The following is a 24,402-nucleotide window of genomic DNA, read 5'->3' on the forward strand; positions in this document are numbered from 1 at the left end:
ATCGCCGAACAACGATTTCGGGATGGATACGCCGCTCGCACGCGAGCTCGCCGACCTGTCGTCTCGACGCAGAGCTCTGGAAGGCGTGGATATCCAGTTCACCGGAGACACACGCGTTATCACGGTCTCGAACCAGAAGGGCGGCGTCGGCAAGACGACGACGGCGGTGAACCTCGCTTCGGCCCTGGCGCAGCTCGGTGCGAAAGTGCTCGTCGTCGACCTCGATCCGCAGGGGAACGCGTCCACCGCGCTCGGTGTCGCTCATACGGCCGACACCGACAGCATCTACGACGTACTCATCGGCGACTCCGCCTTCGCCGACATCGTGCAGCCGACTCCGGAATCGCCCAACCTGCTGTGCGCGCCCAGCACCATCCACCTGGCGGGTGCCGAGATCGAACTCGTCTCCCAGGTCGCCCGGGAGTTCCGCCTGCGCCGCGCGCTCGAGAGCTATCTCGACGAGCACCCGGTCGATGTGGTCATCATCGACTGCCCGCCGTCGCTCGGCCTGCTCACCATCAACGCGTTCACCGCGGCGTCGGAGGTGCTCATCCCCATCCAGTGCGAGTACTACGCGCTCGAGGGACTGAGCCAGCTGCTGGGCAACATCCAGATGATCCAGAAGCATCTGAACCCCGAGCTTCACCTCTCGACCATCCTGCTGACCATGTATGACGCGAGGACGCGCCTGGCGCAGCAGGTCGCCGACGAGGTGCGCAACCACTTCCCGGAGCAGGTGCTCGAGACGGTGATCCCGCGCTCTGTCCGGGTGTCAGAGGCGCCCAGCTTCGGACAGACCGTGATCGCCTATGACGGCACGTCGGCCGGCGCCATCGCCTACCGCGAAGCAGCAGTCGAGATCGCCCAGCGGGGGCAGGCGTCCCCGCAGAACAAGGAGAAATGATGGCCAAACGTACGGGACTCGGCCGGGGTATCGGCGCGCTCATCCCGACCGCCGATCAGGCCGAGCGTCCGGTGGACGTCTTCTTCCCCGGCGCATCCAAGGTGAAGCAGGATGCGGCGCCGGAGCCCGCTGCCACGCTCGACCGCGATGCCGTGTCCGACGCCGATCTTACGGAGATCCCCGGCATCCGGCTGATCCAGGTCGACCCGAAGCAGATCGTCCCCAACCCGCGCCAGCCGCGCACGCACTTCGATGAGGATCATCTCGCCGAGCTCGTGCACAGCGTGCGTGAGTTCGGTGTGCTGCAGCCGGTCGTGGTGCGCAGGAACGCCGACGGCGACTTCGAGCTCATCATGGGGGAGCGCCGCACGCGTGCCGCCCGTGAGGCCGGCCTCGGGTCGATTCCGGCGATCCTTCGCGAGACGGCCGATGAGGATCTTCTGCGTGACGCGCTTCTCGAGAACCTGCACCGTTCGCAGCTGAATCCTCTGGAGGAGGCGTCCGCCTACCAGCAGCTGCTCGAGGACTTCGGCATCACGCAGGAGGAGCTCGCGACGCGCATCGGTCGGTCACGTCCGCAGATCAGCAACACGATCCGCCTGCTGCGCCTGCCCGTGCCCGTGCAGCAGCGCGTCGCCGCCGGCGTCCTGTCGGCGGGCCATGCCCGCGCGATCCTCTCGGTCGATGACCCGGAGCAGATGCAGCGCCTGGCCGACAAGGTCGTGAACGAGGACATGTCGGTGCGCGCGACCGAGCAGGCGGCGAAGGCCGTTCCGGCGGGCCCCGGAAGGACAGCCCGACCTCAGCCGGGTGCACGCCGGGCCTACCTCGATGAGGTGGCGAGCAAGCTGGGCGACCGCCTCAACACCCGCGTCCAGATCACCCTTGGCGCACGGAAAGGCCAGGTCAAGATCGAATTCGCGTCGATCCAGGACCTCAACCGCATCCTCACGGACCTCGGCGAGGAGGAATACGGCGCGCGCTGAAACGCCCTTCCGCGTCATCCGCCCCGTCCGCTAGGCTCCGGGCAACCGAGCGGGGGGTGCACCTGATGAACAGATCAGCCAAGGCGATCTCGATCCGAGGGCGCGTCATCGGGGTGAGCATCGCCGCGGCACTCGGCGGCTTCCTCTTCGGCTTCGACACCGCGGTGATCAACGGCGCGGTCGATGCGCTCGCGGGCGCCTTCGATCTCGGGGTCGGGCTGAAGGGTTTCGCGGTGTCGTCCGCGCTGATCGGATGCGCGGTCGGCGCATGGTTCGCGGGTCCTGTCGCCAATCGGTACGGACGCGTGCCCACGATGATCGCGGCAGCCGTGCTCTTCCTCGTCTCGGCGATCGGCTCCGGTCTCGCGTTCGGGGTTATCGACCTCATCGTCTGGCGCATCGTCGGGGGATTCGGAGTGGGTGCGGCATCCGTCATCGCTCCCGCGTACATCGCCGAGGTCTCGCCGGCGCGAGTGCGCGGCCGGCTCGGCTCCCTGCAGCAGCTGGCGATCGTGACCGGCATCTTCGTCGCGCTGCTCTCGGATGCCATGCTGGCGAACGTCGCCGGCGGCGCGGCGGAGCCTCTGTGGGGGCTGGACGCATGGCGATGGATGTTCATCGCCGAGGCGATCCCGGCGCTGGTCTACGGCATCATGTCGCTGCGCCTGCCCGAGTCGCCGCGCTACCTGGTGGCCCGCGGAAAAATGGAGCAGGCCGCGGAGGTGCTCACCGGTGTCACCGGTGAGATCGACGTCGACGGCAAGATCCGTGAGATCACCGGCACGCTCAACATCGAGCGCAAGGAATCGCTCAGCGATCTGCGCGGCAGCCGGCTGGGCCTGAAACCGATCGTCTGGGTGGGCATCCTGCTGAGCGTGTTCCAGCAGTTCGTCGGCATCAACGTGATCTTCTACTACTCGACGACGCTGTGGCGCTCGGTGGGATTCGACGAGTCCGACGCCCTCACGATCACCGTGATCACGTCGGTGACGAACATCGTCGTCACCATCGTCGCGATCCTGCTCGTCGACAGGGTCGGTCGTCGTGTGATGCTGCTGGTCGGCTCCGTGGGCATGACGGTCACGCTGGCGCTGATGGCCGTGGCGTTCTCGTTCGGAACGATGGATGCGGCGGGAGAGGTCGTCCTGGCGGCGCCGTGGTCCACCGTCGCCCTCGTCTGCGCGAACGCCTTCGTCGTCTTCTTCGGCGCGACCTGGGGGCCGCTGGTCTGGGTTCTGCTGGGGGAGATGTTCCCCAATTCGATCCGCGCCGGCGCGCTTGCCGTCGCGGCCGCCGCCCAGTGGGTGGCGAACTTCTTCATCTCCACGACGTTCCCCGCATTCGCAGAGATCGGGCTCACGTTCGCGTACGGGTTCTACGCGTTCTTCGCACTGCTGTCGTTCTTCTTCGTGTACTTCAGAGTGGCCGAGACCAAGGGCAGAGAGCTCGAGTCGATGACCGACGACGCGATCGTCGAACGCCGCAGGCGAGCCACCCGCAGCTAGACGCCGGCGATCGCGGCGAGGGACCGCTCCAGTGCGGGCCGCGGATCGAACGCGTAACCGCCGTCGCCGAAGAGCTCCACGGTGGCGAGACCCGCATAGCCGTTGCGGTCCAGCGCGGCCACGATCGCATCCAGCGGCAGTTCTCCGTCTCCCCAGGCGAGATGACCGGCGGGAGCGCCGTCGATCAGATGCACGTGGCGCACGCGGTCGCCGAGCAGCGCGAAGTAGTCGTCCACGGTGTCGTCCGCGACGGCGGCGGCGACGGTGTCGAGCGCCACGCTCAGGTGGGATGCCGCGACATCGCTCAGCATCCGTGCGGCATCCTCGGCCGTGTTCACCAGGTTCGACTCCACCCGCTGCAGCGGTTCGAGGACGCACTCCAGCCCGAGCTCCGCGGCCCGCTCGCAGATCTCACCGAGCGCATCGACGGCGCGGGTCCAGGCGTCCGACCGAGGCTCGTCCTCGCGACCCCGGCCGGACGTGAGGAACAGCATCCCCGCGTCGAGTTCCACAGCGATCTCGGCGGCACGGAGGAACATCCCGATGCTCTCCGCCCGCATACGGGCGTCGGCGGAGGCGATGTTGACCGGATACGCGACCTGCTCCGGTGTGAAGCACGCCACCCGCATGCCCCGCGCGGCCGCGGCGTCACGGATGCCGCGCGCGTCGTCATCGCTGAGCCAGGGCACGTGCGCGTGAGGGGCGACGCCCCACAGCTCCAAGTGCGTGCGCCCGAGCGCCGCGGCATCGTCGAGGAACCTCTGCAGCGGAAGGTGCTGGTACGAGAAGTTCGACCCGGTCACCCGGTCGATCAGCGGCGCGGCGCCGCTCACTTGCCGATCCCCTCGGACAGGCCCTTGATGAAGTAGCGCTGGCTGGCGAAGAACAGCACGATCACGGGCAGCGCTGCGACGACCATGCCCGCGAACACGACAGGGTAGTCGGTGCCGTGCTTGCTCATCAGGCTGGTGAGACCCACCGGCAGGGTCTGCACCTCGGTGCCGCTCGTGAAGACCATCGCGAACAGGTACTCGTTCCAGGCGAAGAGCACGTGCAGGATGATCGTCGAGATGATGATCGGCTTGCACATCGGCAGCGTGATGCGCCAGAACGTCGTCCAGCGGCTCGCGCCGTCGACCTCGGCCGCCTCGTCGACCTCGCGCGGCAGATCGATCATGTACGCCCGGATCAGGAACGTCGTGAACGGGATGCGGAAGGCCGTGTAGAGGATGAGCAGGGCCCAGAAGGTGTTGTAGAGGCCCATCGCCTGGAACATGCGCACCAGGGGGACGAGGGCGACGGCCGGCGCGAGCATGAGCCCGCCGAGGATGAGCCCCGACGCGAGCCTGCCGAACGGCATCCGCACGCGGGTGAGGCCGTACGCGGCCCACGCGCTGATGAAGACCGTGGCGATGGTGGAGGTGACGGTGACGAGGATGCTCGCGGTCAGGTAGTCGCTGACGCCGCGATTCCAGGCGGCCGCGTAGTTGCCCCAGTCGAGCTGCAGCGGCAGCGCGAAGGGATTGCCGAACAGCTCGGTGTTGGTCTTGAAGCCGTTCAGCACCATCCACAGCAGCGGATACGCCACCACGACGACGAGAGCGAGCAGGAACGACCAGGCGAACAGGCGGCCGATCGCGCCGAGGAAACCGGTGCGGGTCATCAGAACTCCACCCTTCTGCGGCGCGTGTACCAGAGCTGGGCCATCGCGATGATCAGCGTCACGATGAAGATGACGGTGGCGATGGCGGCGGCGTACCCGAAGTCGTTGCGTACGAACCCGCTGCGGTAGAGCCACGTGGCCAGCACCTGCGTGGAGTTGTTCGGGCCGCCGCTGGTCATGACCATGACCTCGTTGAACACCTGGAACGCTCCCGAGATCGTGACGATCACCATCAGGCCGGTCATCTCGCGCACCAGGGGCACCGTGACGTGGAAGAACCGACGGATCGGGCCGATGCCGTCGAGCGCGGACGCCTCGTACAGTTCCGACGGGATGCGCTGGATGGCCACGGCGAACAACAGTGTGGAGTAGCCGAACCCCTGCCACTGGCTCATCGCGATGATGGCGACCATCGCGGTCGACTCCTGTCCGAGCCACGGCTGGGCGAGGGCGCCGAGCCCGACGCCGTCGAGCAGGTGGTTGAGCATGCCGAGCCTCGGCTCGTAGATGAAGTAGAACAGCAGGCCGGCGACAGTGAGCGAGATGGCGGACGGCACGAAGTAGATCGCCCGCAGCACCTTGCGCCAGCGGATGCTGCGCAGGCTCTCGATCATGGCGGCGAGCACGAGCGCTCCCGCCACCTGGAACGCGATCGACAGCAGGGCGTACAGCACGTTGTTGCCCAGCGAGGTCCAGAACACCGGGTCGCCGACGAGCTTCTCGTAGTTCGCCAGGCCGACGAACTCGGACATGCCGGAATAGATGTCCCACTCCTGGGTGGAGAACGCCAGGTTCTGCACCAGGGGCAGATAGACGAAGACGCCGAGGACCACGAGGGCCGGAAGCACCCAGGCGAGGCCGGCGACGCGCGTCAGCCGACCTCGGCCGGCCGTGCCGCGCGGCATCCGGCCGCGATTCCGCCGGGGCTTGTCTGCCGTGACGATCACCTCGGTGACGGTCGGGGGCCGACGGAAGCCGGCCCCCGACCGCACGTCACTGGGCGCTGTCGTTCGCTGCGCGAACACTCTCGAGCACCTCTTCCGGGGTGGCGCTGCCGCTGATGAGGGCCTCGCCGCCGGCAAGCCACGCGTCGGCGACCTCGGGCACGGTCACGGTGTCGAGCCAGACCACGAGCTCCGACGCCTCGTTCACCTGCGTGATGCCGTCGAACACCGCCGCGCTGGAGGTCTCCTCGGTGACCGCGTCGATCACGGCGCTGGGCTGGCCGAACGGCGGCGATGACAGCGTCTTGGCATTCGCCGGCTCGGTGACGAACTTCATGAAATCGACGGCGAGAGCCGCTCGTGGCGACTTCGCATTGATCAGGTACCCCTCGGGTGAGCCCTCGATCGCCGCGGGGTCGCCCTCGGCGCCCTCGGGGACGGGAAGCGGGAAGATGCCGAAGTCGTCGGTGGAGAGGGCGGTTCCCTCAGCCGTGACCGTGTCGAACTCGAGGATCTCCTGGTAGTACATCGCCGCACGACCGCCGGCGAGTGCCTCCTGGGCGGTGGTGTAGAGCACGCCGTTGGTGCCCTTGCCGGTGTCGGTGCACTCGTCGACGAGGGTCTGGAACTGCTCCAGAGCGCGGACGTATCCCTCGTGCGTCCATTCCGCCGTCTCAGGGTCGAAGTCCGCCTGGAGCACCTCCGTGGGCACGTTGTACGCGAACAGCTGCTGCAGGTAGTGCAGCGCAGGCCAGCCGTCCTTGTTGCCGAAGGCGATCGGCTCGTAGCCGGCGTCACGCAGCGGCCCGCACGCCTCGATGAGCTCTTCGAAGGACGTCGGAACCTCGACACCCGCCTCGGCGAAGGCCGACGTGCTGTAGCCCATGAACTTGCCGTTGTTGTAGAGCGGGATGCCGTAGTACTTGCCGTCGTACTGGAACGCCGAGAGGGACGCCTCGCCGAAGCGATCGCCCCATTCGGTGCCGGGCGCGATCACTTCGCTGAGATCGGCGGCGAGACCGCCGTTGACGAAGTTCTCCGCCCAGTCCCCGGTCCACGTGAAGTAGATGTCCGGCAGGGCCTGTGAGGCGGTGAGCGTCTTGGTCTTGTCCTTGATGGACTGGTCGGTCTCCTGGATGAGCTCGACGTCCACGTCGGGATGCTCGGCCTCGTACGCGGCCGCGAGATCCTCGAAGTACGGCTCGAGCGGCTCGCCGGCGAACTTGGTGAGGATCGAGAGCGTGCCTTCGAAGACCGGCTCGTCGGTGACGTCGGCCGCCGGCTGCGGTGTCGTGCCGCCGCATCCGGCGAGGACGACGGCGGTCGCCGCTGCGGTCGCGGCGAGCGCGATGGTGCGTGTTGTGCGCATGATCTGCCTCTCTGAGGGGGCGGTCCGCCTGCCGCGCGGGTCGCGGCCACCGATCCGCCGTTGGAAATTCGGTGCATGCCTTGGATCGCGAGTGTAGCCGAAAACCTGGTACCGGTACCAGGTGAATGCCGAAACTTTTCTCGCGACGTCCGTCTCTGCCCGTGTTCATTGGGATGCGTTGACGAATGTCGTCGGCTGTGTCAGCATGATCCCGACCTGGTACCGGTACCACATTGGATTCCGGACCCGACGAAAGGATCAATGATGCTCGGTTTCGACGAGACCGCCTTCCGAACCCAGACGGCCAGTGCCGTCGCCCTTCGCCCGCAGATCGAGCAGCTGGTCGATGACCTGCTCGCCAAGGGCATCGACAACGTGCTGCTCATCGGCGCAGGCGGCACATACGCACAGATGTGGCCGTACGAGCTGCTCGCGCGCGAGCGGTCGCAGATGCCGATCCGCGCCGCGATCGCCGCCGAGCTGGTCGTCGCCGGCGACGCACAGCTCGGCGAGCGCACGGCCGCGGTGTTCACCTCGGTCAGCGGCACGACCGAAGACGTCATCCGCGCCGTCGAGTACGTGCGTGAGACCGGCGCGACCACCATCGCGTTCACCGGATACCCCGAATCGCCGATCGCCCTCGGCGTCGACCACGCGCTGATCTCCGAGCCGAAGACCTGGCCGTTCGACATGCAGATGCTGCTGCTCGTGGGCCGGCTGCTCGAGCGACGCGGCGAGTTCGACGGCTACGCGTCGCTCGCCGACGAGCTGGTGAACCTGCCCGATGCGCTCGTCGAGGTGGCGCGCCAGGCCGAGCCGGCCGCAGAGGCGTTCGCCGAGGCGCACCGCGACACGGACTACTACTTCCTGATCGGCGGCGGTCCGCTGTGGGCGTTCACCTACCTGTACTCGATGTGCATCCTCGAGGAGATGCAGTGGCTGCGGACGACCCGCGTGCACAGCGCCGAGTTCTTCCACGGGTCTCTCGAGCTGCTCGAGGAGGACACGGCGGTCATCGTGTTCCAGGGCGAGGACCGCACGCGTCCGCTCACCGACCGTGCCGAGGCGTTCGCGCAGCGGATCACGAACGACGTGACCGTCTTCGACACCCGCGATTACGCGCTCGAGGGGTTCAGCGCCGAGAACCGCGCGCTCATCGCGCCCATCGTGCTCGACACCGTCATGGGGCGCGTCAGCAAGCACCTCGAGCGCGTGCGGGGTCACTCGCTCGACCTGCGCCGCTACTACCGCGTCATGGCGTACTGAGCGGAGGTCATGATGCGAGTGCTCGGATTCGGCGACAACATCGTGGACCGCTTCGTGGATCGCGCGGTGGAGTACCCCGGAGGGAACGCCGTCAACGTCGCCGTGTACGCGCACCGCCTCGGCGCGCACGCCGAGTACCTCGGGGTGTTCGGGGATGACGAGCGAGGGGTGTTCCTGCGTTCGTCGATCGAGGATGCCGGGGTGCCGACGCCCCGCAGCCTGATCCGCAGGGGGGAGTCGGGGGTCTCCTCCCTGCGGGTCGACGACGGCGAGCGGGTGTTCCTGGGCTGGAACGGAGGCGGGATCACCGTCCGCGAGCCCATCGACCTCGATGAGGGGCGCGAGGAGTACGCCGCCGGATTCGACCTCGTGCACTCCAGCGTGTACTCGCGCACCGAATCGCAGCTGCCGCGATTGCGCCGGCACCACGCGCTCGTGACGTTCGATCTGTCGAGTGAGGCCGAGTTCCGCGAGCCGGCCTATCTGGATCGCATCGCGCCGTTCGCCGACCTGGTGCTTCTGTCGTGCGCCGAACTCGACGAGGACGCGGCGTTCGCGCTGCTGGAGGAAGTCGTCGTCCGCGGCGCCGGACTCGCCCTCGGCACCCGCGGCACGGACGGCGCGCTGATCACCGACGGCCGCGTGCGTCGCAGCGCACCGGCCCGCCGCATCCCCGACGACGTCGACCTGATCGACACGATGGGATGCGGCGACGCGTTCCTCGCCGGCTTCCTCGTCGCCCTGCATGGCAGGGGCTGGCGGCGCGGCAGCATCCCGACCGGCGATGATCTGCACAGCGCCCTCGAGGCCGGCGCGGATGCCGCGCATGACCAGTGCTTCGTGGAGGGCGCGTTCGAGCGGGGCCGGCCGAGCGATGATCCCGTCCCGGCTAACATGTGGTGAGCACGTGGAAAGGGGCGAGGGCGATGACATCCGAGCGCTCCGCTCCGCCCACCATCTCCGAGGTCGCGGCGGAGGCGGGCGTGGGTCGGTCCACGGCCGCACGCACGCTCGGTGGGTACGGCTACGTCAGCCCTGAGGTCAGGGAGCGAGTGCTCGCCGCGGCGGAGCGCATCGGCTACCGCGCGAACGCCCTCGCGCGCAGCATGTCCACGGGCGTGAGCCACACCATCGGCGTGATCGTCGCGGACATCGCCAACCCGTTCTTCGGCGGTGTCGTCCGCGGTGTCTCCGATGCCGCCCGGGCCCGCGGCTTCGACACGCTGGTGATCAGCACGTACGAAGAGCTCGCCGAGGAGGTGGCGGCGATCGACGTGCTCATCGACAAGCGCGTCGACGGGATCATCGTGTCGTCGGCGGCGCTGGATGCAGCGTCGGCCGGGCACATCGAACAGGCGCGCGCTCACGGGATCCCGGTGGTGCTCGTCGATCGCGCCGTGCCGGGGGTCGAGTTGGACGCCGTCGTGATCGACAACCGCGCCGCCGCCCGCGACGCCGTGGAGCGGCTGATCGCGGCAGGGCATCGCCGCATCGGTTTCGTGTGGGGACCGCCGGTCGAGGAACGCCCGCGCCGGCGTCGGGAGATGGTCGACCTCGCGGCGCGCAACCTGTGGACCGACGGGGAGCGCCTGCAGGGCTACCTGGACGCGCTCGACGACGAGGGGATCGTCTTCGACGCCGACCTCGTGATGGTGGGCCCGAAGACAGAGGAGCACGCCCTCGCCGAGGTGACGCGGATGCTGGCGCTGCCGGATCCGCCGACGGCGCTGTTCTGCACCGAGACCGATGCGATGACCGGATCGCTGCGCGCACTGCGCGATGCCGGGCTGCGCGTCGCCGCCGACGTGTCGCTGATCGGCTTCGACGACAGCTCGTGGGCGGCCGTCATGGAGCCGCCGCTGACCATGATCGAGCAGCCGATGCGGGCGCTGGGCAGTCGCGCCGCCGAGGTGCTCTTCGCCGCGATCGACGGCGACGGGGGTCCGGCGAGGCTGCACACGCTCGAGACGCGCTTCATCGAGCGCGCCTCCGTGGCTGCCCTCTCCTCGCGCTGAGGCGGCCCACTTCTCATCGACCGCGCGTAGGCTTGACGGATGACCGAGTCCGTGCCGCGTCGTGCCAGCCTGGAAGTGCTCCGTGCCGAGGCGTCGGACGAACTCGCCGTCTTGATCCAGGAGCGCCTCCGCGCGGGCGAGGATCCGTGGGACTTCATGGAGGACCTGCCGAGCGTCGACGAGCTCGTGGTCTTCCTGCTGCGCGCCGACAACATCGCCGCGAACGACAGCGTCCGTCCCAACGCCGCCCGGCATTACCGGGTGCTGCGCCAGATCGCCCTGGACTATCCGGAGCTGACCGAAGCGGTCTGGGGTCTGCTGGGCGAGCAGCGTCATCGCCGCTGGGACCCCACGATCGCCGACGCCTCCTGAGCCGCGGTCTTCTTCGGAACAGCAGGCTCCTCCGGCATCCGGAACGACGAAGCCCGCCACCTCGGCGAGGTGACGGGCTTCGAGCGTCGGAGCGGAATTCAGCCGATGAACGGCGCGAGGTCCTTCTCGAGGGCGAACTTCGGCTTGGCGCCGATGATGGTGGTCTTGACCTCGCCGCCCTGGAACACCTTCATGGCGGGGATCGAGGTGATCTGGTACTTCATCGCCAGCTCGGGGTTCTCGTCGACGTTGAGCTTGAGGATGGTGATCTTCTCGGGGTGCTCGGCCTGGATCTCATCGAGCACCGGCGCGACCATGCGACAAGGACCGCACCACGCGGCCCAGAAGTCGACCAGCACGGGGCCGTCGGCCTGCAGCACGTCCTGCTCCCAGGTGGCCTGAGTGGTTGCCTTGGCAGTCATGAATTCTCCTTGTTCGGTGTCACCTGGTGAAACAGCGGATGCGGGGAAAGTGTTCCCGATCTCAGCCGACGATGACCTCGGCGGCCTCGGCGGCGGCCACCTCGACCGAGGCGTCCTCGAGATCCGCGAGGAAGTGCTCCACGTCCAGCGCGGCGACGACACCCGACCCTGCGGCGGTGGCGGCCTGACGGTAGGTGGGGTCGATCACGTCTCCGGCGGCGAAGATGCCCGGCACCGAGGTGCGCGAGGAGCGTCCGTCGACCCAGATCGTCCCCTCGGGGGTCAGCTCGAGCTTCTCGTGCACGAGGTGCGTGCGCGGGTCGTTGCCGATCGCGACGAACACGCCGTTCAGCTCCAGCTCCCGAGTGGAGCCGTCGACGGTCGAGCGCAGCCGCACGCCCGTGGTCTCGAACTCGCCGAGGATCTCGTCGACCTCGGTGTTCCAGAGGAACTCGATCTTCTCGTTCGCGAACGCGCGCTCCTGCATGATCTTCGAGGCGCGCAGGGTGTCCTTGCGGTGGATGACGTACACCTTCGACGCGAAGCGGGTGAGGAAGGTCGCCTCTTCCATGGCCGAGTCGCCGCCGCCGACGACGGCGATGGTCTTCTCGCGGAAGAAGAAGCCGTCGCAGGTCGCGCACCACGAGACACCGTGTCCGGAGAGACGCTCCTCGCCCTCGATGCCGAGCTTGCGGTACGCCGATCCGGTCGCGTAGATGACGGTGTGCGCTTCGTGCACGGCGCCACTGCCCAGCGTGACCTTCTTGACGGGTCCTGCGACGTCGAGCTCGACGACATCGTCGTAGACGACCTCGGTGCCGAACCTCTCGGCCTGCTCCTGCATCTTCACCATGAGGTCAGGGCCCTGGATGCCCTCGGGGAACCCGGGGAAGTTCTCGACATCCGTGGTCTTGGTCAGCTCGCCACCGACCTCGACGGAGCTCGCGATCATGAGCGGTTCCAGGTTGGCGCGCGCCGCGTAGATGGCGGCGCTGAATCCGGCCGGGCCGGAGCCGATGATGATGACCTGACGCATATGCTCTCCTCTGTCGGCGGGCGCGCCGCGGGAGCGCGGTGAACCAGCCTCGACTGCTACAACCCATCGTAACTGCGTGACATTCCCTCACGAAGGAGTACCGGCTCGGCGCTTGCGCATCACGGTGCGCACCAGGCCCAGCACGAAAAGCACGACGATGATCCCGCCGAGGATCACCAGCCCGATGTTCTCCCAGTCGGCCCGCAGGGTGACGTCGGCGATCGCCGGCTGTCCGATCGTCGCTCCGTTCGGGCCGGTGAGCCGGAACTCGACGCGCACGTCGCCGCTGGCCACGCGCGCTTCGATCGGCACGTTGACGCGGGTGGTGCTCGCCGCGAGCGCGGTCACCTCTGTGGTGGGCTGGATGTCGAGCCGAGGATCGGACGGACTGCTGCCCAGCGACACGGTCACCGGCCACGGCAGCTCGTTGCGCACCCAGACTGGCAGGGGCGCGGCCGAGGTGAACAGCTGCACCGGCTGCGGCTGCTGGATGCTGACGGAGCTCAGCGTGCTCGACACCCGCTCCGCGCGCTGGGTGCGGGCCGCGGCGAACTCGTCGTCGTCGAGACCGACGCCGATCGCGCGCAGGATGCGGATGCGCTCGGGTACCAGCAGCACGGCCGGCTCCTCGAGGATCGCCGAGAACGTCGTCATGCGCTGCTCGCCCTGCAGCATGGTCTCGAAGGCGACGGCGCGGGCAGCGTCCGGCGTGCCGGTGAGCGATACGGCTTCGGCGGGCCCGGTGAGCACCGAGCGCAGCCGCACGTCGGGTGAGGCGAACGCGGTCAGCGATTCGCGCAGCGCGACCGGCGAGCGCGTCTCGGAGCGCTGGAGCCCGATCAGCACCGGCGAGGAGCGCTGGCCGGCATAAAAGAGATGACCGGCGACCGCGGCCAGTTCCCGCTGGCGGGTGCCGGCGTCGGCGGCGTCGACGGCGGCGGAGAGGCGGGCGGATGCGGCGGCGTCGATGACGAGCAGATCGTGGCCGTCGACCGTTCCATGGGTGACGCCGGCACGGTTCACCGATGTGGACGGCACGATCGTCGTGGCGTCGTCGCCGAGCTCGGCACCGAAGCGGGCGATGTCGTCATCGGTGAGATCGCCGCGCGGCCACAGGATGCCGGGCTGCGCGCCGCTGATCATGGTGAGCGCGGCGTTGTCCGGCAGGGCGGGCTCGGGCTCGCCAGAGGCGGTCGGTGTCGGGGTGGCGGTCTCCGGCGTCACAGGGGGAGGGAAGTCGGCCGGCTGCAGCAGCGGCGCGAGCTCCTGAGGGGCGAGAAGATCGGACTGATCCGCATGCGCCTGCGTCGCGGCATCGGCATCCGCGAACTGCAGCGCGAACATGTCGTTCGGCAGCGACTCCAGGCGCTCCAGCCACGCCACGGCACCGGCGGGTGCGCGGGTGCCCAGCATCCGGATGGCGGCGGGGATCGCGGGATCGACGGCGAGGATGGCCGTGGTGCCGGTGATCGCATCCAGCTGTCCGGTGAGGCCGCCCTCGGGCGCCGTGAGGGTGGTGAGCTCGTCGGCGGTGAGCAGCGACCCGTCTTCTGGGGTGGCGGTGATCGGCACGATCACCCCGGTGCGCCGCTCGCCGGCGGGCGCGACGACCAGCACGGTCGTCGCCGTGGTCTCGTCGGCGCGTGCGTCGTCGGTGCCGTCGCCGACGGCGGCACCGCTCAACGTCGCACGCATCGGATAGACGCCGGGGGCGAGTGCGCCCAGCTCCGCGGCATCCACGATCACCTCGGCGGTCGCGCTCGATCCGCCTTCGACGGTGGGCGTGGCCTCACTCGCGACGGAGCGGAAGTCGCCCGCGGCCGTGCCGCTGTCGAGCCACGCCTCCAGGCTGTCGCTGTCGGGAAGCCGGGTGCTGTTCAGCTCGATCGTCACGGTGCCGGCGCTCAGCTCCGCATCCGTGCCGTTGTCGAGCGTGATCGAGCTCAGCAGCGAGCTGCCGGGCGTGATCGAGGTGCCCGAGCCGGTGGAGAGCCCGAGCGTGACGGCGCCGTCGGCCTCGGGCGCCTCGTCGGCCGCCGCGTACACCGGACCTGCACCCGCGGTGAGCACACCGCCGATGGTCACGCAGCCGACGACGAGCGCCGCGGCGAGCCGGCTCAGCAGCCGGTGCGCACGCGGACGGGAGCCGATGCGGGGGCGGGACGCAGTCATAAGTCGTGCCGGACTGACCGGGATCGCGGTCGTGCCGACGCCCCTGATTCTAGGCGGCCACGCGTGGGGAACCCTGAAGGCGCGTAGAGTGACCGCCGTGCCGGACCGACCTCAGCCCCGCCCCGACCTGCCGCTCGCGCACGCCCTCGCCGCCGACCTGGATGCTGCGGACTTCCGCTCCGATCCGCTGCGGCGACTGTGGGGGGAGGAGGCGGACGACGCCCTGCCCCGGGGCCTGCGTGAGCCGATCCTGCGTGCGCTGGCGTCGAGGGACGACCCGCTGCCCACCCTCGGCCGGCTGTTCGTGCTCGGGATGCCGCAGCCGCTGCCCGCCGTGGAGCGCGCTGTTCCGCGTGTCGGCGTCGACGGTCTGATCGCCCTGGGCCTGGCCGATGTCGATGGGGCGCGGGTGGTGCCCGCGGCGCTGATCCGGCCGCAGTCGTTCGTGGATGCCGACGGCGTCGGGGAGTGGTGGGTCGCCAGCGACCTCGACGAGATCGCCCTCGGTGCCGCTCTGCCCGCCGACCACGTGCTCGGCGTCGGCGGAGCGTCCCGTACGCTCGCGGAGCTGGTGATCCCGACGCCGGTGGAGCGTGCCCTCGACCTCGGCACCGGATGCGGGATTCAGGCGCTGCTGGTGGCCAGGCACGCCCGCCGCGTGATCGCCACCGACATCTCGGGCCGCGCCCTCGCGTTCGCCGAGCTCAACGCGCAGCTGAACGGCGTGCGCAACATCGAGTTCCGCCTGGGTAGCCTGTTCGAGCCCGTCGCAGGGGAGGCGTTCGACCTGATCGTGTCGAACCCGCCGTTCGTGATCACCCCGCGCGTGTCGGGCGTGACCGCGTACGAGTACCGCGACGGCGGCCTGGTGGGCGACGCGCTGGTCGAGCAGTTCGTGCGCACCGCGCCTATGCACCTCACCGACGGAGGGATTGCGCAGCTGCTGGGCAACTGGGAGTCGCGCGCCGGCGTCGCCGGCCTCGACCGTGTGCGCGGGTGGGTGCGCGACGACCTGGACGCGTGGGTCATCCAGCGCGAGGAGCTCACACCCCTCGGGTACGCCGAGCTGTGGATCCGCGACGGGGGAACGCTGCCGCGAGATGCGCCGTTCCGGCGGATGCTGACCGCCTGGCTCGACGACTTCGCCGAGCGGGCGGTGGAGGCGGTCGGGTTCGGGTACATCCTGCTGCGCCGCTCGCCGGGAGCCGAGGCGCGGCTGCGCCGCTTCGAGATCGTCTCGCAGCCGGTGTCGAACCTGGGCCGGGCGCTCGGCGCCGGGCTCGCGGCGCACGACCTGGTCGCCGACGGCATCCCGGCGAGGCTGACCGTCGCGCCCGACGTCACCGAGGCGCGGCACTTCATGCCGGGCGACGACGACCCGAGCGTGATCGAGCTGCGGCAGGGCGGCGGTTTCGCTCGCACGGTCGGCGTCGATCCGGCGCTCGCCGGTTTCGTCGGAGCGTGCGACGGCGAGCTCACGGTGTCGCAGATCGTCGCCGCGCTGGCCGACTTGTTCGATGTTCCGCTCGCCGAGCTGTGGGCGGACCTCGAGACCCGCATCCGCGCGCTCCTGCTCGACGGTCTGCTGCTGCCGGCGCAGGAATAGCCCACTGCATCCATGCGTTCGCATACGACATGAAGGCTTTCGGATTCCTCTCCTTCGGTCACTACGCGGATGTGCCTGGTTCGGTCACGCGCACCGCGGGCGACATGCTGCGTCAGACGATCGAGCTGGCGGAGGGTGCCGACGAGATCGGCGTGAACGGCGCCTACGTGCGGGTGCATCACTGGGCCAGGCAGGCCGCCTCGCCCATGCCGCTGCTGGCGGCGATGGCGGCCCGCACGAAGCGCATCGAGGTGGGCACCGGCGTGATCGACATGCGCTACGAGAATCCGTTCCAGTTCGCCGAGGAGGCGGCCGCGCTCGACCTCATCGCCGACGGCCGCATCGCGCTGGGCGTGAGCCGCGGGTCACCCGAGACGGCGCTGCGCGGCTACGAGACCTTCGGCTTCCATGACAGCGAAGACACCGAGCGGGGCAGCGTCATGGCGCGCGAGAAGTTCGACCTCTTCCTGCGCGCGATCGAGGGCGAGCGCCTGGCCCCTGGTGATCCACGCATGGTCGGCGAGGGCCGCTATCTGGGGGTCGAGCCGCATTCACCCACGCTGCGCGATCACATCTGGTGGGGTTCGGGTTCCCGCGCGACCGCCGAGGCCACGGGACGCATGGGGCTGAACATGATGAGCTCGACCCTGGTCACCGAGGCCACCGGTCAGCCGTTCCACGAGCTGCAGCGGGAGCAGATCGATCTGTTCCGCTCGGCGTACCGGGAAGCCGGCCACACCGGGTCGCCGCGTGTCTCGGTGAGCCGCAGCGTCTTCCCGCTCGTGTCGGACAGGGACCGCGCCTACTTCGGCCTGCGGTCCGAGGAGGCGAACGATCAGATCGGCATCATCGACGGCTACCGGTCGACGTTCGGCAAGACCTACGCCGCCGAGCCCGATGTGCTGATCGAGCAGCTGAAGGCCGACGAGGCCGTGATGGCCGCCGACACCCTCATGCTGACGATCCCCAACCAGCTCGGCCCCGAATACAACCTGCACGTGCTGCAGGCGTTCGCCGAGCACGTCGCACCGGCACTGGGGTGGAAGCCGAACACCGAGGGATCCGTCGAGGGCGACCCCGTCTAGGACGCGCGCTCGCCGCGGTGCAGGAGCCGCAGCTGCTCGCAGACGACCGGCATGCGGGGCTCGAACCCTCTCGGGTTCTCGGAGTGCTCGCGCCAGTACCGCTCGTGCACCTCACGCCAGTACGTGAGCGAGCGGTCTCCTTCGCCCTCTGCGAAGGCGTGCGACTCGGAGACCTCATCGAAGGGGACGATCTCGATGGCGGTGGTCTCGAGGAGTGCGCGGGGAACGCCGCGTCCGTCGAGGATGATGTTCAGCCCGCCGACCTCGGGAACGGCCTCGCCGGTGTGCTCGTAGTCCCACAGCGACGATGCCGTCGCCGTCTTGGTGCCGGCGAGAACCAGGTCGAGCAGACCGTCCGCGTGCGCGGGTGTCGCACCGAAGGCCCACGCCTCGGGTGCCTCGTCGGGCAGGCCCGGGACGGCGGCGCGGCATTCCCGCCAGAACTCTTCGACAGTGGGGGCGTTGTCCATCGGATGAGCCTATCCGCGAAGAGGGCGCCACCCGCACGCGGATGGCGCCCTCTTCCATCGGGCTGTGTCAGGCAGACGGTGCGCGGCGCCGAGCGACGAACAGCGCGGCGCCGAGCAGCATCAGCACGGCCGCGGTGATCGCGTAGGGCAGGCTCTCCGCGCCCGTCGTGGCGAGGTCGCCCTCGGCCGGAGCATCCGACCCGGCATCCGGGTCCGCCTCACCGGGGGCATCCGTTCCCGGTTCCTCCGGGTCGCCGGGCACCTCGGCCGCCGCGACGGTCAGCGTGGCGGTGACCTCTTCGCCATTCGCGCGGATGACGGCGAGAGTGTGCACGCCGGCACCCGTCGATGCCGGAACGGTGACGGACGCCGTGAAGGCGCCGTCGGCGCCGGCGGTCGCCGTGCCGACCTGGACCGGCTCGGACCGCAGCTCGAACACGAGCTCCTCGCCGGCGTCGAACCCGCTGCCGGTCAGCTCGACGGTGTCACCGGCCACGACAGAGGAGGTGTCCAGCGAGACGGATGCCGTGACCCGCGGCGGCGGCGGGGTGATGCCCACCTCGGTCACCCACTTCTCGCCGTCGTCGTACTTCGTGACGGTGAACTGGTCGTACACGTCGCCGACGTTCTTGTCGGTGGTGGCGCCGGCGACCTTCTCGGCGAGGTACGAGCGGTACACCAGCTGGTCCTTGGAGACGTCGATCACCTGGTAGGTCGTGACCTTCTCGCCCCGCAGCACCTGCGTCGCGCCGTTGTTCGTCCACACGTTCTTCTCGTCGCTCTCGAGGCTGTAATGCTTCGCGCCCGAGTTCGACACCATGTAGACCGGTCCGGTGGTCAGGCCGGGGGTGCCGGTCGCGCTGGTGTTCTTGTAGCCGCGGGCATAGGTGTGGTCGTGGCCCATCATCACCAGGTCGATGTCGTGCTTCTCGAAGACCGGCACCCACTCGTCACGAAGGATCGGCTCGTCGCGGCCGGCCGACGTGGAGTACACCGGCTGGTGGAAGGTGACGACGTTCCACTTCGACGGGCTGTCGCCGAGGATGTGATCGAGCCAGGCGGCCTGGAAGCGCGTCCACAGCCGCGCGACGTCGTTCTGCGGGCACGCGTCATCCGTGCACGAGGGCAGCTCGCCAGGGGTCAGGAAGGTGGTGTCACGCGTCGCGTTCAGGGTGATGAAGCGCACGTTCTGGTAGTCGGTGTAGTACGCCGTCTCCTTGGCGAACTCGCTCCAGTGCGCGAAATACGCCGCGTACTGGCGCGCCACGTCGGAGTCGCCCTGCGCGAGGTTCGCCAGCTCGCCGACGGTGCCGACGGCAGGGTTGTTGTGCGGGTACTCGAAGTTCGCCTTCCAGGCGGTGAGCATCTTGTCGCCCGAGTACTCGTGGTTGCCGGGGGCGGCCATCACGTTGGTGGTCGCCGCCGAGTCCTTCATGCCCGTGAACCAGTTGATCCACTCCGTCTCGTTCGAACCGGTGTTGATCAGGTCGCCCGCGTGCACGGATCCGATCGACCGGGGCGCGTTCGCCTGTGCCTGCTTCACGACCGAGGGCCACGTGCTGTCGAGGCCGATCTGCGCGTCGCCGTAGTACACGAACTGGAAGTCCGTCGCGTCCGGGTCGGCCGTGCGGAACTCGTGCCATTCGCTCCAGCTGCCCTCGAGGCCCACCCGGTAGCGGTACGCGGTGGCCGGGCTGAGTCCGTCGACCGTGGCCGAGAAGTGCTGGTTGAGGGTGCCGTTCACCAGGCCGGCGGAGTAGGCGTCGACGATGCGCGCTTCCCCGCCGGACGCCGGCGCGATCTGCACCTGACCTGAGGTGTGCGAGGCGTCGCCGGCAAGCCACGAGAACGACTGCGAGGTCTCCGGCGTCGCCGTCGGGGTCAGGATGACGCGCGACGGGGGTGCGTCGACGGGCTCGGCGTTCGCGGAAACCAGCGTCAGCTCGCTCATGTCGAAGTAGATGTCGGAGCTCGACGAGCGGTCCTGGTAGAGCGCGACGGCGACGGTGTTGGCACCGTCGTGCAGCACGTCGCCCTTGGCGGTGAAGCTGCTGGTGAGCGGGTCGCCGTTGCTGTCGCCGGCGTACTCGAGGTTCGTCGTCTCGGTGATGCGGCCGTCGACGTAGCTCGCGACCTTCGTGCCGTTGATCCAGACCACCAGCGCGTCGTCGTAGGTGACGCTGCCGGCGAGGGCGGCGACCTGATCGGCCACGCCCTCATCGAGCGAGAACTCCGTGCGGAAGAAGTAGGTGGGCACGGTCGTGCTCGTGTCGCCGATGTAGTGGTTCAGGAGCGTGTGCGGCAGGTGCGGACCGACCTTGGCGAGCTCGCCCCGCTTCGCGCCGAACGAGCCCTGCGCGCTCTTCCAGTCGCTGTCGTCGTACCCGTCGGCGGTCCAGACCCGCAGATCGGCATCGCCACGGGCCGGGTCGGTGTTGTCGTCGAGATAGCGCCAGGTGGTGTCGGTGGTGATCAGCGGCTCGGCCGGGACCTCGGGGGCGGATGCCGCGGAAGCGGCGGCCGGGGCGATGAGGATGCCGCCGAGCAGAGTGACGAGCGCAGCGGCGGTCACCGGTCTGCGGTGCCGTGCAGCGGGTCGTGAATGCATGTCGATCCTTCGTTCAGGGATGGAGTGCGTGCCCGGGCGCACGCGCTCCATCACTCAAACGAGACGGGATGACCGGCCGATGACGTGTCGGCATCCTTCCGGTGAACAACGCCGGCCGCTCGCAGCGCCTCCTGCGCGACGGCGTCCGGGTCGGGTCGCTCGGCGACGAGCGTGATGATCGGCTTGAGAGCGGCGCGCACGCTCAGCATCCGCATGACCGTCTCTCGGACCCAGGCGATCAGCGTGCCGCGGCGGAACATCATGGTCGCCAGCATCCGGGAGTTCGACTGAGCGGACTCGACCCGCGGGCGCTCGACGCGCTCCCACGCCGCCAGCACGGTCGCGAGCGAGTCGCGATCGGCGTGCGCGAGCATGCGCCCGAGCATCCATGCCGACTCGATCGCCATGCCCGCGCCGACCCCGGCGGTCGGCAGGAAACCCGCGGCCGCGTCACCGAGCAGCACGCCGTGCGGCAGCACCCAGCGCGCCATGCGCGCATCGTCGAGTCGCCACAGGTACGGGTCGGGATCGGCGGCAACGGCGTCGAGCGACGCCGCCAGGCGAGGACCGAGCTCATCGATGCGGCGACGAACGGATGCCGCGAACGCCTCCGGCCCCGCCGTGAGGTCGGCGTCCGGCCCTCCGAGGAACACGCCCAGCCGGCCTCGCACGGGATAGACGCCGAGGAAGAACCCGTCGCCCCAGAGCTCCTCGCCGAGTGTCGGATCGCCCGGATCGTCCGCCCACGCCACCCAGCCCGACCACCCGGTCTCGACGATCTCGGCGTCGCCCGCGCCGAGTACGCCGCGCATGCGCGAGCGGATGCCGTCGGCGCCGATCACCAGGTCGAACGAGGCCTCGCGCATCGGCGCCCCCTCGCGATCCACGAACCGCACCCCGGCCTGATCGGCGCGGTCCACCGTCGTCGCATACGTGACCGGGCACCCGTCGGCGGTGAGCACCTCGATGAGCTCACCGCGCGAGATGCCGTTGTAGTCGCCGTAGACGCTGAGCAGCTCGCCCAGGGCGTCGGTGCGCAGCGGTCGGCCGCGGTGCGAGCGGAAGCGGTAGCGCTCGAGGGGCGTGCCGGCGGCACGATACGCCTCCTGCGCGCCGAGGTCGATGAACGCCTGATCGACGGTGGGCATCAGGGCGAGCATGTATCCGGGGTGCTCCATGTCCGGCATCCGGTCGACGAGCACCGGATGCAGGCCGTCGCGGCGGAGCAGCTGCGCGATCGTGATGCCGGCGATGCCGGCGCCGACGACGAGCACGCGCAACCGGTCATCGCGTTGAGCGTCGAGCTGTTCTGCGAGCGGGGTGGCGGTGAGCATCTGTCCTCCTCTGGACCACCTGGTCCACGACCGACTATACGCCGCCTGGACCGGATGGTCCAGTAGACTCGGACCATGACCGAGCTCACCGGACCGCACCGCGATGCCCTCATCGATGCGACCATCGCCGAGTTCGCCACCGCGGGGTACGAAAGCGCCTCCCTGAATCGCATCATCCGCGCGGCGGGCATCAGCAAGAGCTCGTTCTATCACGCCGTCGGATCGAAGGCCGAGCTGCTCGATGCCGTCGTCGACACGCTGATCGCCGATGTGCGGGCGCGCTGGACGCCGCCCTCACCCGGGGAGTTCCAGCACGACGCCTTCTGGCCCCTCGTCGATCGGGTGCTGGGCGAGCTCGCTGCGCTCACGGCGGAGGATCGGTCGCTCGAGTTGCTGGGGCGGATCTTCTACCTGCCCGCGACCGGCGCCGCCGATGCGCGCAGCGCGCTGCTCGAGTCGGTGCGCCTGTGGGTCGGCGAGGTGCTGCGGGTCGGCGCAGCATCCGGTGCCGTGCGTGACGACGTCCCCGTCGCCGCGCTCGCCGCGGCCGCGTTCGGGATGCTGCGGGGCCTGGACGAATGGGCGCTGCGCGCCATGGCGGAGCCGACCCCCTCCGCCACCGCCGAGTCCGCCGACAACCGACGTCGGCACGGCGGGGTGTCGGCGCCGGAGCGGAGCGTCGACACCGCCGAGTCCGCGCGGCTCACCTCATCTGCTCCCGGCCTGCTGCTGCGCGGGATGCTCACAGCGCCAGGCGGCGTTCCCGCATAGAGCCGCAGAAGGCCGCCGGCCGGGAGCATCGGCGTCAGATCCAGCCCTGCTCCTCGGCCATGAGCACCGCCTGCTGACGCGTCGCGACGTGCAGCTTCGACAGCACGGCCGAGATGTGGTTGCGCACGGTCCCGGGAGCCAGCGACAGGGTGGCGGCGATCTGGCCCGTCGTTTCGCCGCGTCTGCCCGCACGCAGCACGTCGAGCTCACGATCGCTGAGCGGACTGCGCTGATCGCTGAGTGCGTCGGCGGCCACCTCCGGATCGACATACCGGGCACCGGCGGCCACGCGGCGGATCACCTCGGCCACCTCGTCGGCGCTGCGCGACTTCGGCAGGAATCCGGCGACGCCCGATGCCAGGGCGCGCCGCAGCACGCCGGGCCGCGCGTGACGCGTCACCACCACGCACCGCGTCGCGGTGCTGCGGCGCAGACGCTCGGCGACCTGCACCCCGTCGAGTCCCGGCATCTCGAGGTCGAGCAGGCAGACATCGGGCTGCAGCTTCTCGGCCAGCGCGACGGCCTGCGTGCCGTCCGCGCACTCGCCGATCACGTCGATGTCGTCCTCGAGCCGCAGCAGCGCCGCGAGCGCGGAGCGGATCATCACCTCGTCGTCGGCGATCACGACCCGGATCATCGGGCCTCCTCCGTGCCCACGGCGGGAACCGTCACGATCACGGCGAACTCGCCCCGCCCGCGGCGCACCTCCACGGCGCCGCCCGCTTCGGATGCCCGTCTGCGGATGCCGTCGAGGCCGGCCCCGTCACTGCGCGCCTCCTCGTCGGATGCCGCATCGTTGGCGATCTCGTATCGCCAGGTCTTCCCGTCGCGGGCGAGTGACAGCCGCGCCCACTTGCCGCCGCCGTGCTTGAGCACGTTGGTGGTCGTCTCGCGGATGACCGGTCCGAGCACGGATGCTCCCGCGGCCGCGGCACCGGGATCGACGGTGGCCTCGGCCGTGGTTCCGGCCGCCCGCAGCAGATCGACCGCGTTGGCGAGCTCATCCGGCAGCGGCACGCCGCGGAATCCCATCGCGAGATCCCTGGTGCCCTGTCTGGCCTCGGTGACGCTGCTTCTCGCCAAGTGCAGCTGCTCGAGGGCGGCATCCGCCTGACCCCTGTCGAGCAGCCGCTCGGCGAGTTCGAGCTGCAGTGCTATCACCTGCAGATGGTGACCCTGCAGATCGTGCACGTCGGTCGCGACGCGCAGGCGCTCCTGGGTCGCGCTCAATCGCGCCTCGGCGACGCGGGCGCGGTCGATCGTGACGACCACGTCCCACCACCACAGCGACAGCACGGTCATCGCCGGCAGCATGATCGAGAAGACCCCGTACACCCACCAGGAGCGCATGAGCGCCGGCTGGGCGAGCACATCGGCAGTGCGCATGTCGATGAACCACAGCGCGACGAGCACGACGCTGACCGCGATCACCAGCCGCACGCGCACGCCGGCAGGCCAGTTCAGCAGCATCAGCGACTGCACGACCGGCACGACGGCGGCGACCCACAATCCCGAGAGGATGCCGCACGCCGCGCCGTAAGCGACGGCGATGATCAGCGGCAGCAGCGCTGCGCGAAGCCCGGAGGCGAGACCAGCGGCATCATCGCGATGGCGATACCGCAGCAGCAGCGGCACCGCGGATCCGCACCAGATCAGCCCGCCGATGCCCACGACAGCGCCGATCGCGGAGTTCTGGAGTGTGCTGAACAGCACGGTCGTCCAGACGAAGACCACCATCAGCTGGAAGAACATCACGCCACTGAACGTGTACCACCACGTGGCCGAGATGCCCCTGCTGATCGTGCTCATACGGTCAGCCTACGGGCGTGACAACTGTCACCCACCGGGTATGCGAATCGCATGCAGGACGGTGA

General features: G+C 69.5%; 22 protein-coding genes. 10 read left to right on the forward strand and 12 right to left on the reverse strand.

Annotated features, from left to right (window positions below; all coding sequences use genetic code 11):
• Positions 1–22 precede the first annotated feature (22 nt).
• The 3 genes from ACFWH5_RS05690 (at position 23) to ACFWH5_RS05700 (ending at position 3,395) form a co-directional block, all read left to right on the forward strand.
• Positions 23–904 carry a ParA family protein gene (locus tag ACFWH5_RS05690; RefSeq protein WP_378832727.1) on the forward strand — a complete coding sequence of 294 codons (882 nt, stop codon included), beginning with the start codon at positions 23–25 and terminating at the stop codon, positions 902–904.
• Entirely contained in the window at positions 904–1,890 is a 987-nt protein-coding gene (locus ACFWH5_RS05695; protein WP_378832729.1) for a ParB/RepB/Spo0J family partition protein, read from the forward strand. Before ACFWH5_RS05690 ends, ACFWH5_RS05695 begins: the two co-directional genes overlap by 1 nt.
• Positions 1,891–1,955: 65 nt before the next feature.
• Positions 1,956–3,395 (forward strand): sugar porter family MFS transporter, encoded by a 1,440-nt coding sequence (locus tag ACFWH5_RS05700; protein ID WP_378832731.1) that lies wholly within the window; start codon positions 1,956–1,958, stop codon positions 3,393–3,395.
• Here the strand turns inward: ACFWH5_RS05700 and ACFWH5_RS05705 are convergent.
• The 4 genes from ACFWH5_RS05705 to ACFWH5_RS05720 are packed head-to-tail and all read right to left on the reverse strand — an operon-like array spanning position 3,392 to position 7,371.
• Complete coding sequence (locus ACFWH5_RS05705) at positions 3,392–4,228, reverse strand: TIM barrel protein (protein WP_378832733.1); 837 nt, start codon at positions 4,226–4,228, stop codon at positions 3,392–3,394. The two genes, ACFWH5_RS05700 and ACFWH5_RS05705, sit on opposite strands and share 4 nt — an antisense overlap.
• Positions 4,225–5,058: a carbohydrate ABC transporter permease gene (locus tag ACFWH5_RS05710; protein WP_378832735.1), complete on the reverse strand. Its 834-nt coding sequence runs from the start codon at positions 5,056–5,058 to the stop codon at positions 4,225–4,227. Before ACFWH5_RS05710 ends, ACFWH5_RS05705 begins: the two co-directional genes overlap by 4 nt.
• Entirely contained in the window at positions 5,058–6,005 is a 948-nt protein-coding gene (locus ACFWH5_RS05715; RefSeq protein WP_378832737.1) for a carbohydrate ABC transporter permease, read from the reverse strand. Before ACFWH5_RS05715 ends, ACFWH5_RS05710 begins: the two co-directional genes overlap by 1 nt.
• A 46-nt stretch (positions 6,006–6,051) precedes the next feature.
• Positions 6,052–7,371, reverse strand: coding sequence for an ABC transporter substrate-binding protein (locus ACFWH5_RS05720; protein WP_378832739.1), 1,320 nt, complete (start codon positions 7,369–7,371; stop codon positions 6,052–6,054).
• Positions 7,372–7,635: 264 nt separating this feature from the next.
• Between ACFWH5_RS05720 and ACFWH5_RS05725 the strand changes: the two genes are divergently transcribed.
• Genes ACFWH5_RS05725 through ACFWH5_RS05740 form a run of 4 tightly spaced genes read left to right on the forward strand, consistent with a single transcriptional unit; the run spans position 7,636 to position 11,024 of the window.
• Positions 7,636–8,637: an SIS domain-containing protein gene (locus tag ACFWH5_RS05725; RefSeq protein WP_378832742.1), complete on the forward strand. Its 1,002-nt coding sequence runs from the start codon at positions 7,636–7,638 to the stop codon at positions 8,635–8,637.
• A 9-nt stretch (positions 8,638–8,646) separates the two neighbouring features.
• Positions 8,647–9,540: a PfkB family carbohydrate kinase gene (locus ACFWH5_RS05730; protein WP_378832744.1), complete on the forward strand. Its 894-nt coding sequence runs from the start codon at positions 8,647–8,649 to the stop codon at positions 9,538–9,540.
• 23 nt (positions 9,541–9,563) lie between these two features.
• Positions 9,564–10,652, forward strand: coding sequence for a LacI family DNA-binding transcriptional regulator (locus ACFWH5_RS05735; protein ID WP_378832747.1), 1,089 nt, complete (start codon positions 9,564–9,566; stop codon positions 10,650–10,652).
• 39 nt (positions 10,653–10,691) lie between these two features.
• On the forward strand, positions 10,692–11,024 hold the full coding sequence (locus tag ACFWH5_RS05740) for a tryptophan synthase subunit alpha (protein ID WP_378832749.1): 333 nt from the start codon (positions 10,692–10,694) through the stop codon (positions 11,022–11,024).
• Positions 11,025–11,122: 98 nt separating this feature from the next.
• On the opposite strand, the gene trxA is transcribed toward ACFWH5_RS05740, so the two are convergent.
• From trxA to ACFWH5_RS05755, 3 genes are all read right to left on the reverse strand, one after another.
• On the reverse strand, positions 11,123–11,446 hold the full coding sequence (trxA, locus tag ACFWH5_RS05745; RefSeq protein ID WP_378832751.1) for a thioredoxin: 324 nt from the start codon (positions 11,444–11,446) through the stop codon (positions 11,123–11,125).
• 61 nt (positions 11,447–11,507) lie between these two features.
• Positions 11,508–12,482: a thioredoxin-disulfide reductase gene (gene trxB / locus ACFWH5_RS05750; RefSeq protein WP_378832754.1), complete on the reverse strand. Its 975-nt coding sequence runs from the start codon at positions 12,480–12,482 to the stop codon at positions 11,508–11,510.
• 87 nt (positions 12,483–12,569) lie between these two features.
• Positions 12,570–14,654 (reverse strand): DUF6049 family protein, encoded by a 2,085-nt coding sequence (locus ACFWH5_RS05755; protein WP_378832756.1) that lies wholly within the window; start codon positions 14,652–14,654, stop codon positions 12,570–12,572.
• A gap of 88 nt (positions 14,655–14,742) precedes the next feature.
• On the opposite strand from ACFWH5_RS05755, the gene ACFWH5_RS05760 reads away from it, so the two are divergent.
• Both ACFWH5_RS05760 and ACFWH5_RS05765 read left to right on the forward strand, forming a co-directional pair.
• Entirely contained in the window at positions 14,743–16,260 is a 1,518-nt protein-coding gene (locus ACFWH5_RS05760) for a methyltransferase (RefSeq protein WP_378832758.1), read from the forward strand.
• Between the two features lie 29 nt (positions 16,261–16,289).
• Positions 16,290–17,345: an LLM class flavin-dependent oxidoreductase gene (locus ACFWH5_RS05765; protein ID WP_378832761.1), complete on the forward strand. Its 1,056-nt coding sequence runs from the start codon at positions 16,290–16,292 to the stop codon at positions 17,343–17,345.
• On the opposite strand, the gene ACFWH5_RS05770 is transcribed toward ACFWH5_RS05765, so the two are convergent.
• The 3 genes from ACFWH5_RS05770 to ACFWH5_RS05780 form a co-directional block, all read right to left on the reverse strand.
• Positions 17,342–17,815: an ASCH domain-containing protein gene (locus tag ACFWH5_RS05770; RefSeq protein WP_378832762.1), complete on the reverse strand. Its 474-nt coding sequence runs from the start codon at positions 17,813–17,815 to the stop codon at positions 17,342–17,344. The two genes, ACFWH5_RS05765 and ACFWH5_RS05770, sit on opposite strands and share 4 nt — an antisense overlap.
• A 67-nt stretch (positions 17,816–17,882) precedes the next feature.
• Positions 17,883–20,423: a fibronectin type III domain-containing protein gene (locus tag ACFWH5_RS05775; protein ID WP_378832764.1), complete on the reverse strand. Its 2,541-nt coding sequence runs from the start codon at positions 20,421–20,423 to the stop codon at positions 17,883–17,885.
• Between the two features lie 50 nt (positions 20,424–20,473).
• A complete protein-coding gene (locus ACFWH5_RS05780) occupies positions 20,474–21,757 on the reverse strand; it encodes an FAD-dependent oxidoreductase (protein ID WP_378832766.1) in 1,284 nt (427 codons plus the stop codon).
• 75 nt (positions 21,758–21,832) lie between these two features.
• Here ACFWH5_RS05780 and ACFWH5_RS05785 point away from each other — a divergent pair, with 75 nt between their 5' ends.
• Positions 21,833–22,528, forward strand: coding sequence for a TetR/AcrR family transcriptional regulator (locus tag ACFWH5_RS05785; protein ID WP_378832769.1), 696 nt, complete (start codon positions 21,833–21,835; stop codon positions 22,526–22,528).
• A 34-nt stretch (positions 22,529–22,562) separates the two neighbouring features.
• Here ACFWH5_RS05785 and ACFWH5_RS05790 read toward each other — a convergent pair whose 3' ends face one another.
• On the reverse strand, positions 22,563–23,165 hold the full coding sequence (locus tag ACFWH5_RS05790) for a DNA-binding response regulator (protein WP_378832771.1): 603 nt from the start codon (positions 23,163–23,165) through the stop codon (positions 22,563–22,565).
• Positions 23,162–24,337 (reverse strand): sensor histidine kinase, encoded by a 1,176-nt coding sequence (locus ACFWH5_RS05795; RefSeq protein ID WP_378832773.1) that lies wholly within the window; start codon positions 24,335–24,337, stop codon positions 23,162–23,164. The genes ACFWH5_RS05790 and ACFWH5_RS05795 overlap by 4 nt, the downstream gene beginning before the upstream one ends.
• Between the last annotated feature and the right edge of the window lie 65 nt (positions 24,338–24,402).

It is taken from the genome of Microbacterium sp. NPDC058345, assembly GCF_042723855.1.
Taxonomy (GTDB): Bacteria; Actinomycetota; Actinomycetes; order Actinomycetales; family Microbacteriaceae; genus Microbacterium.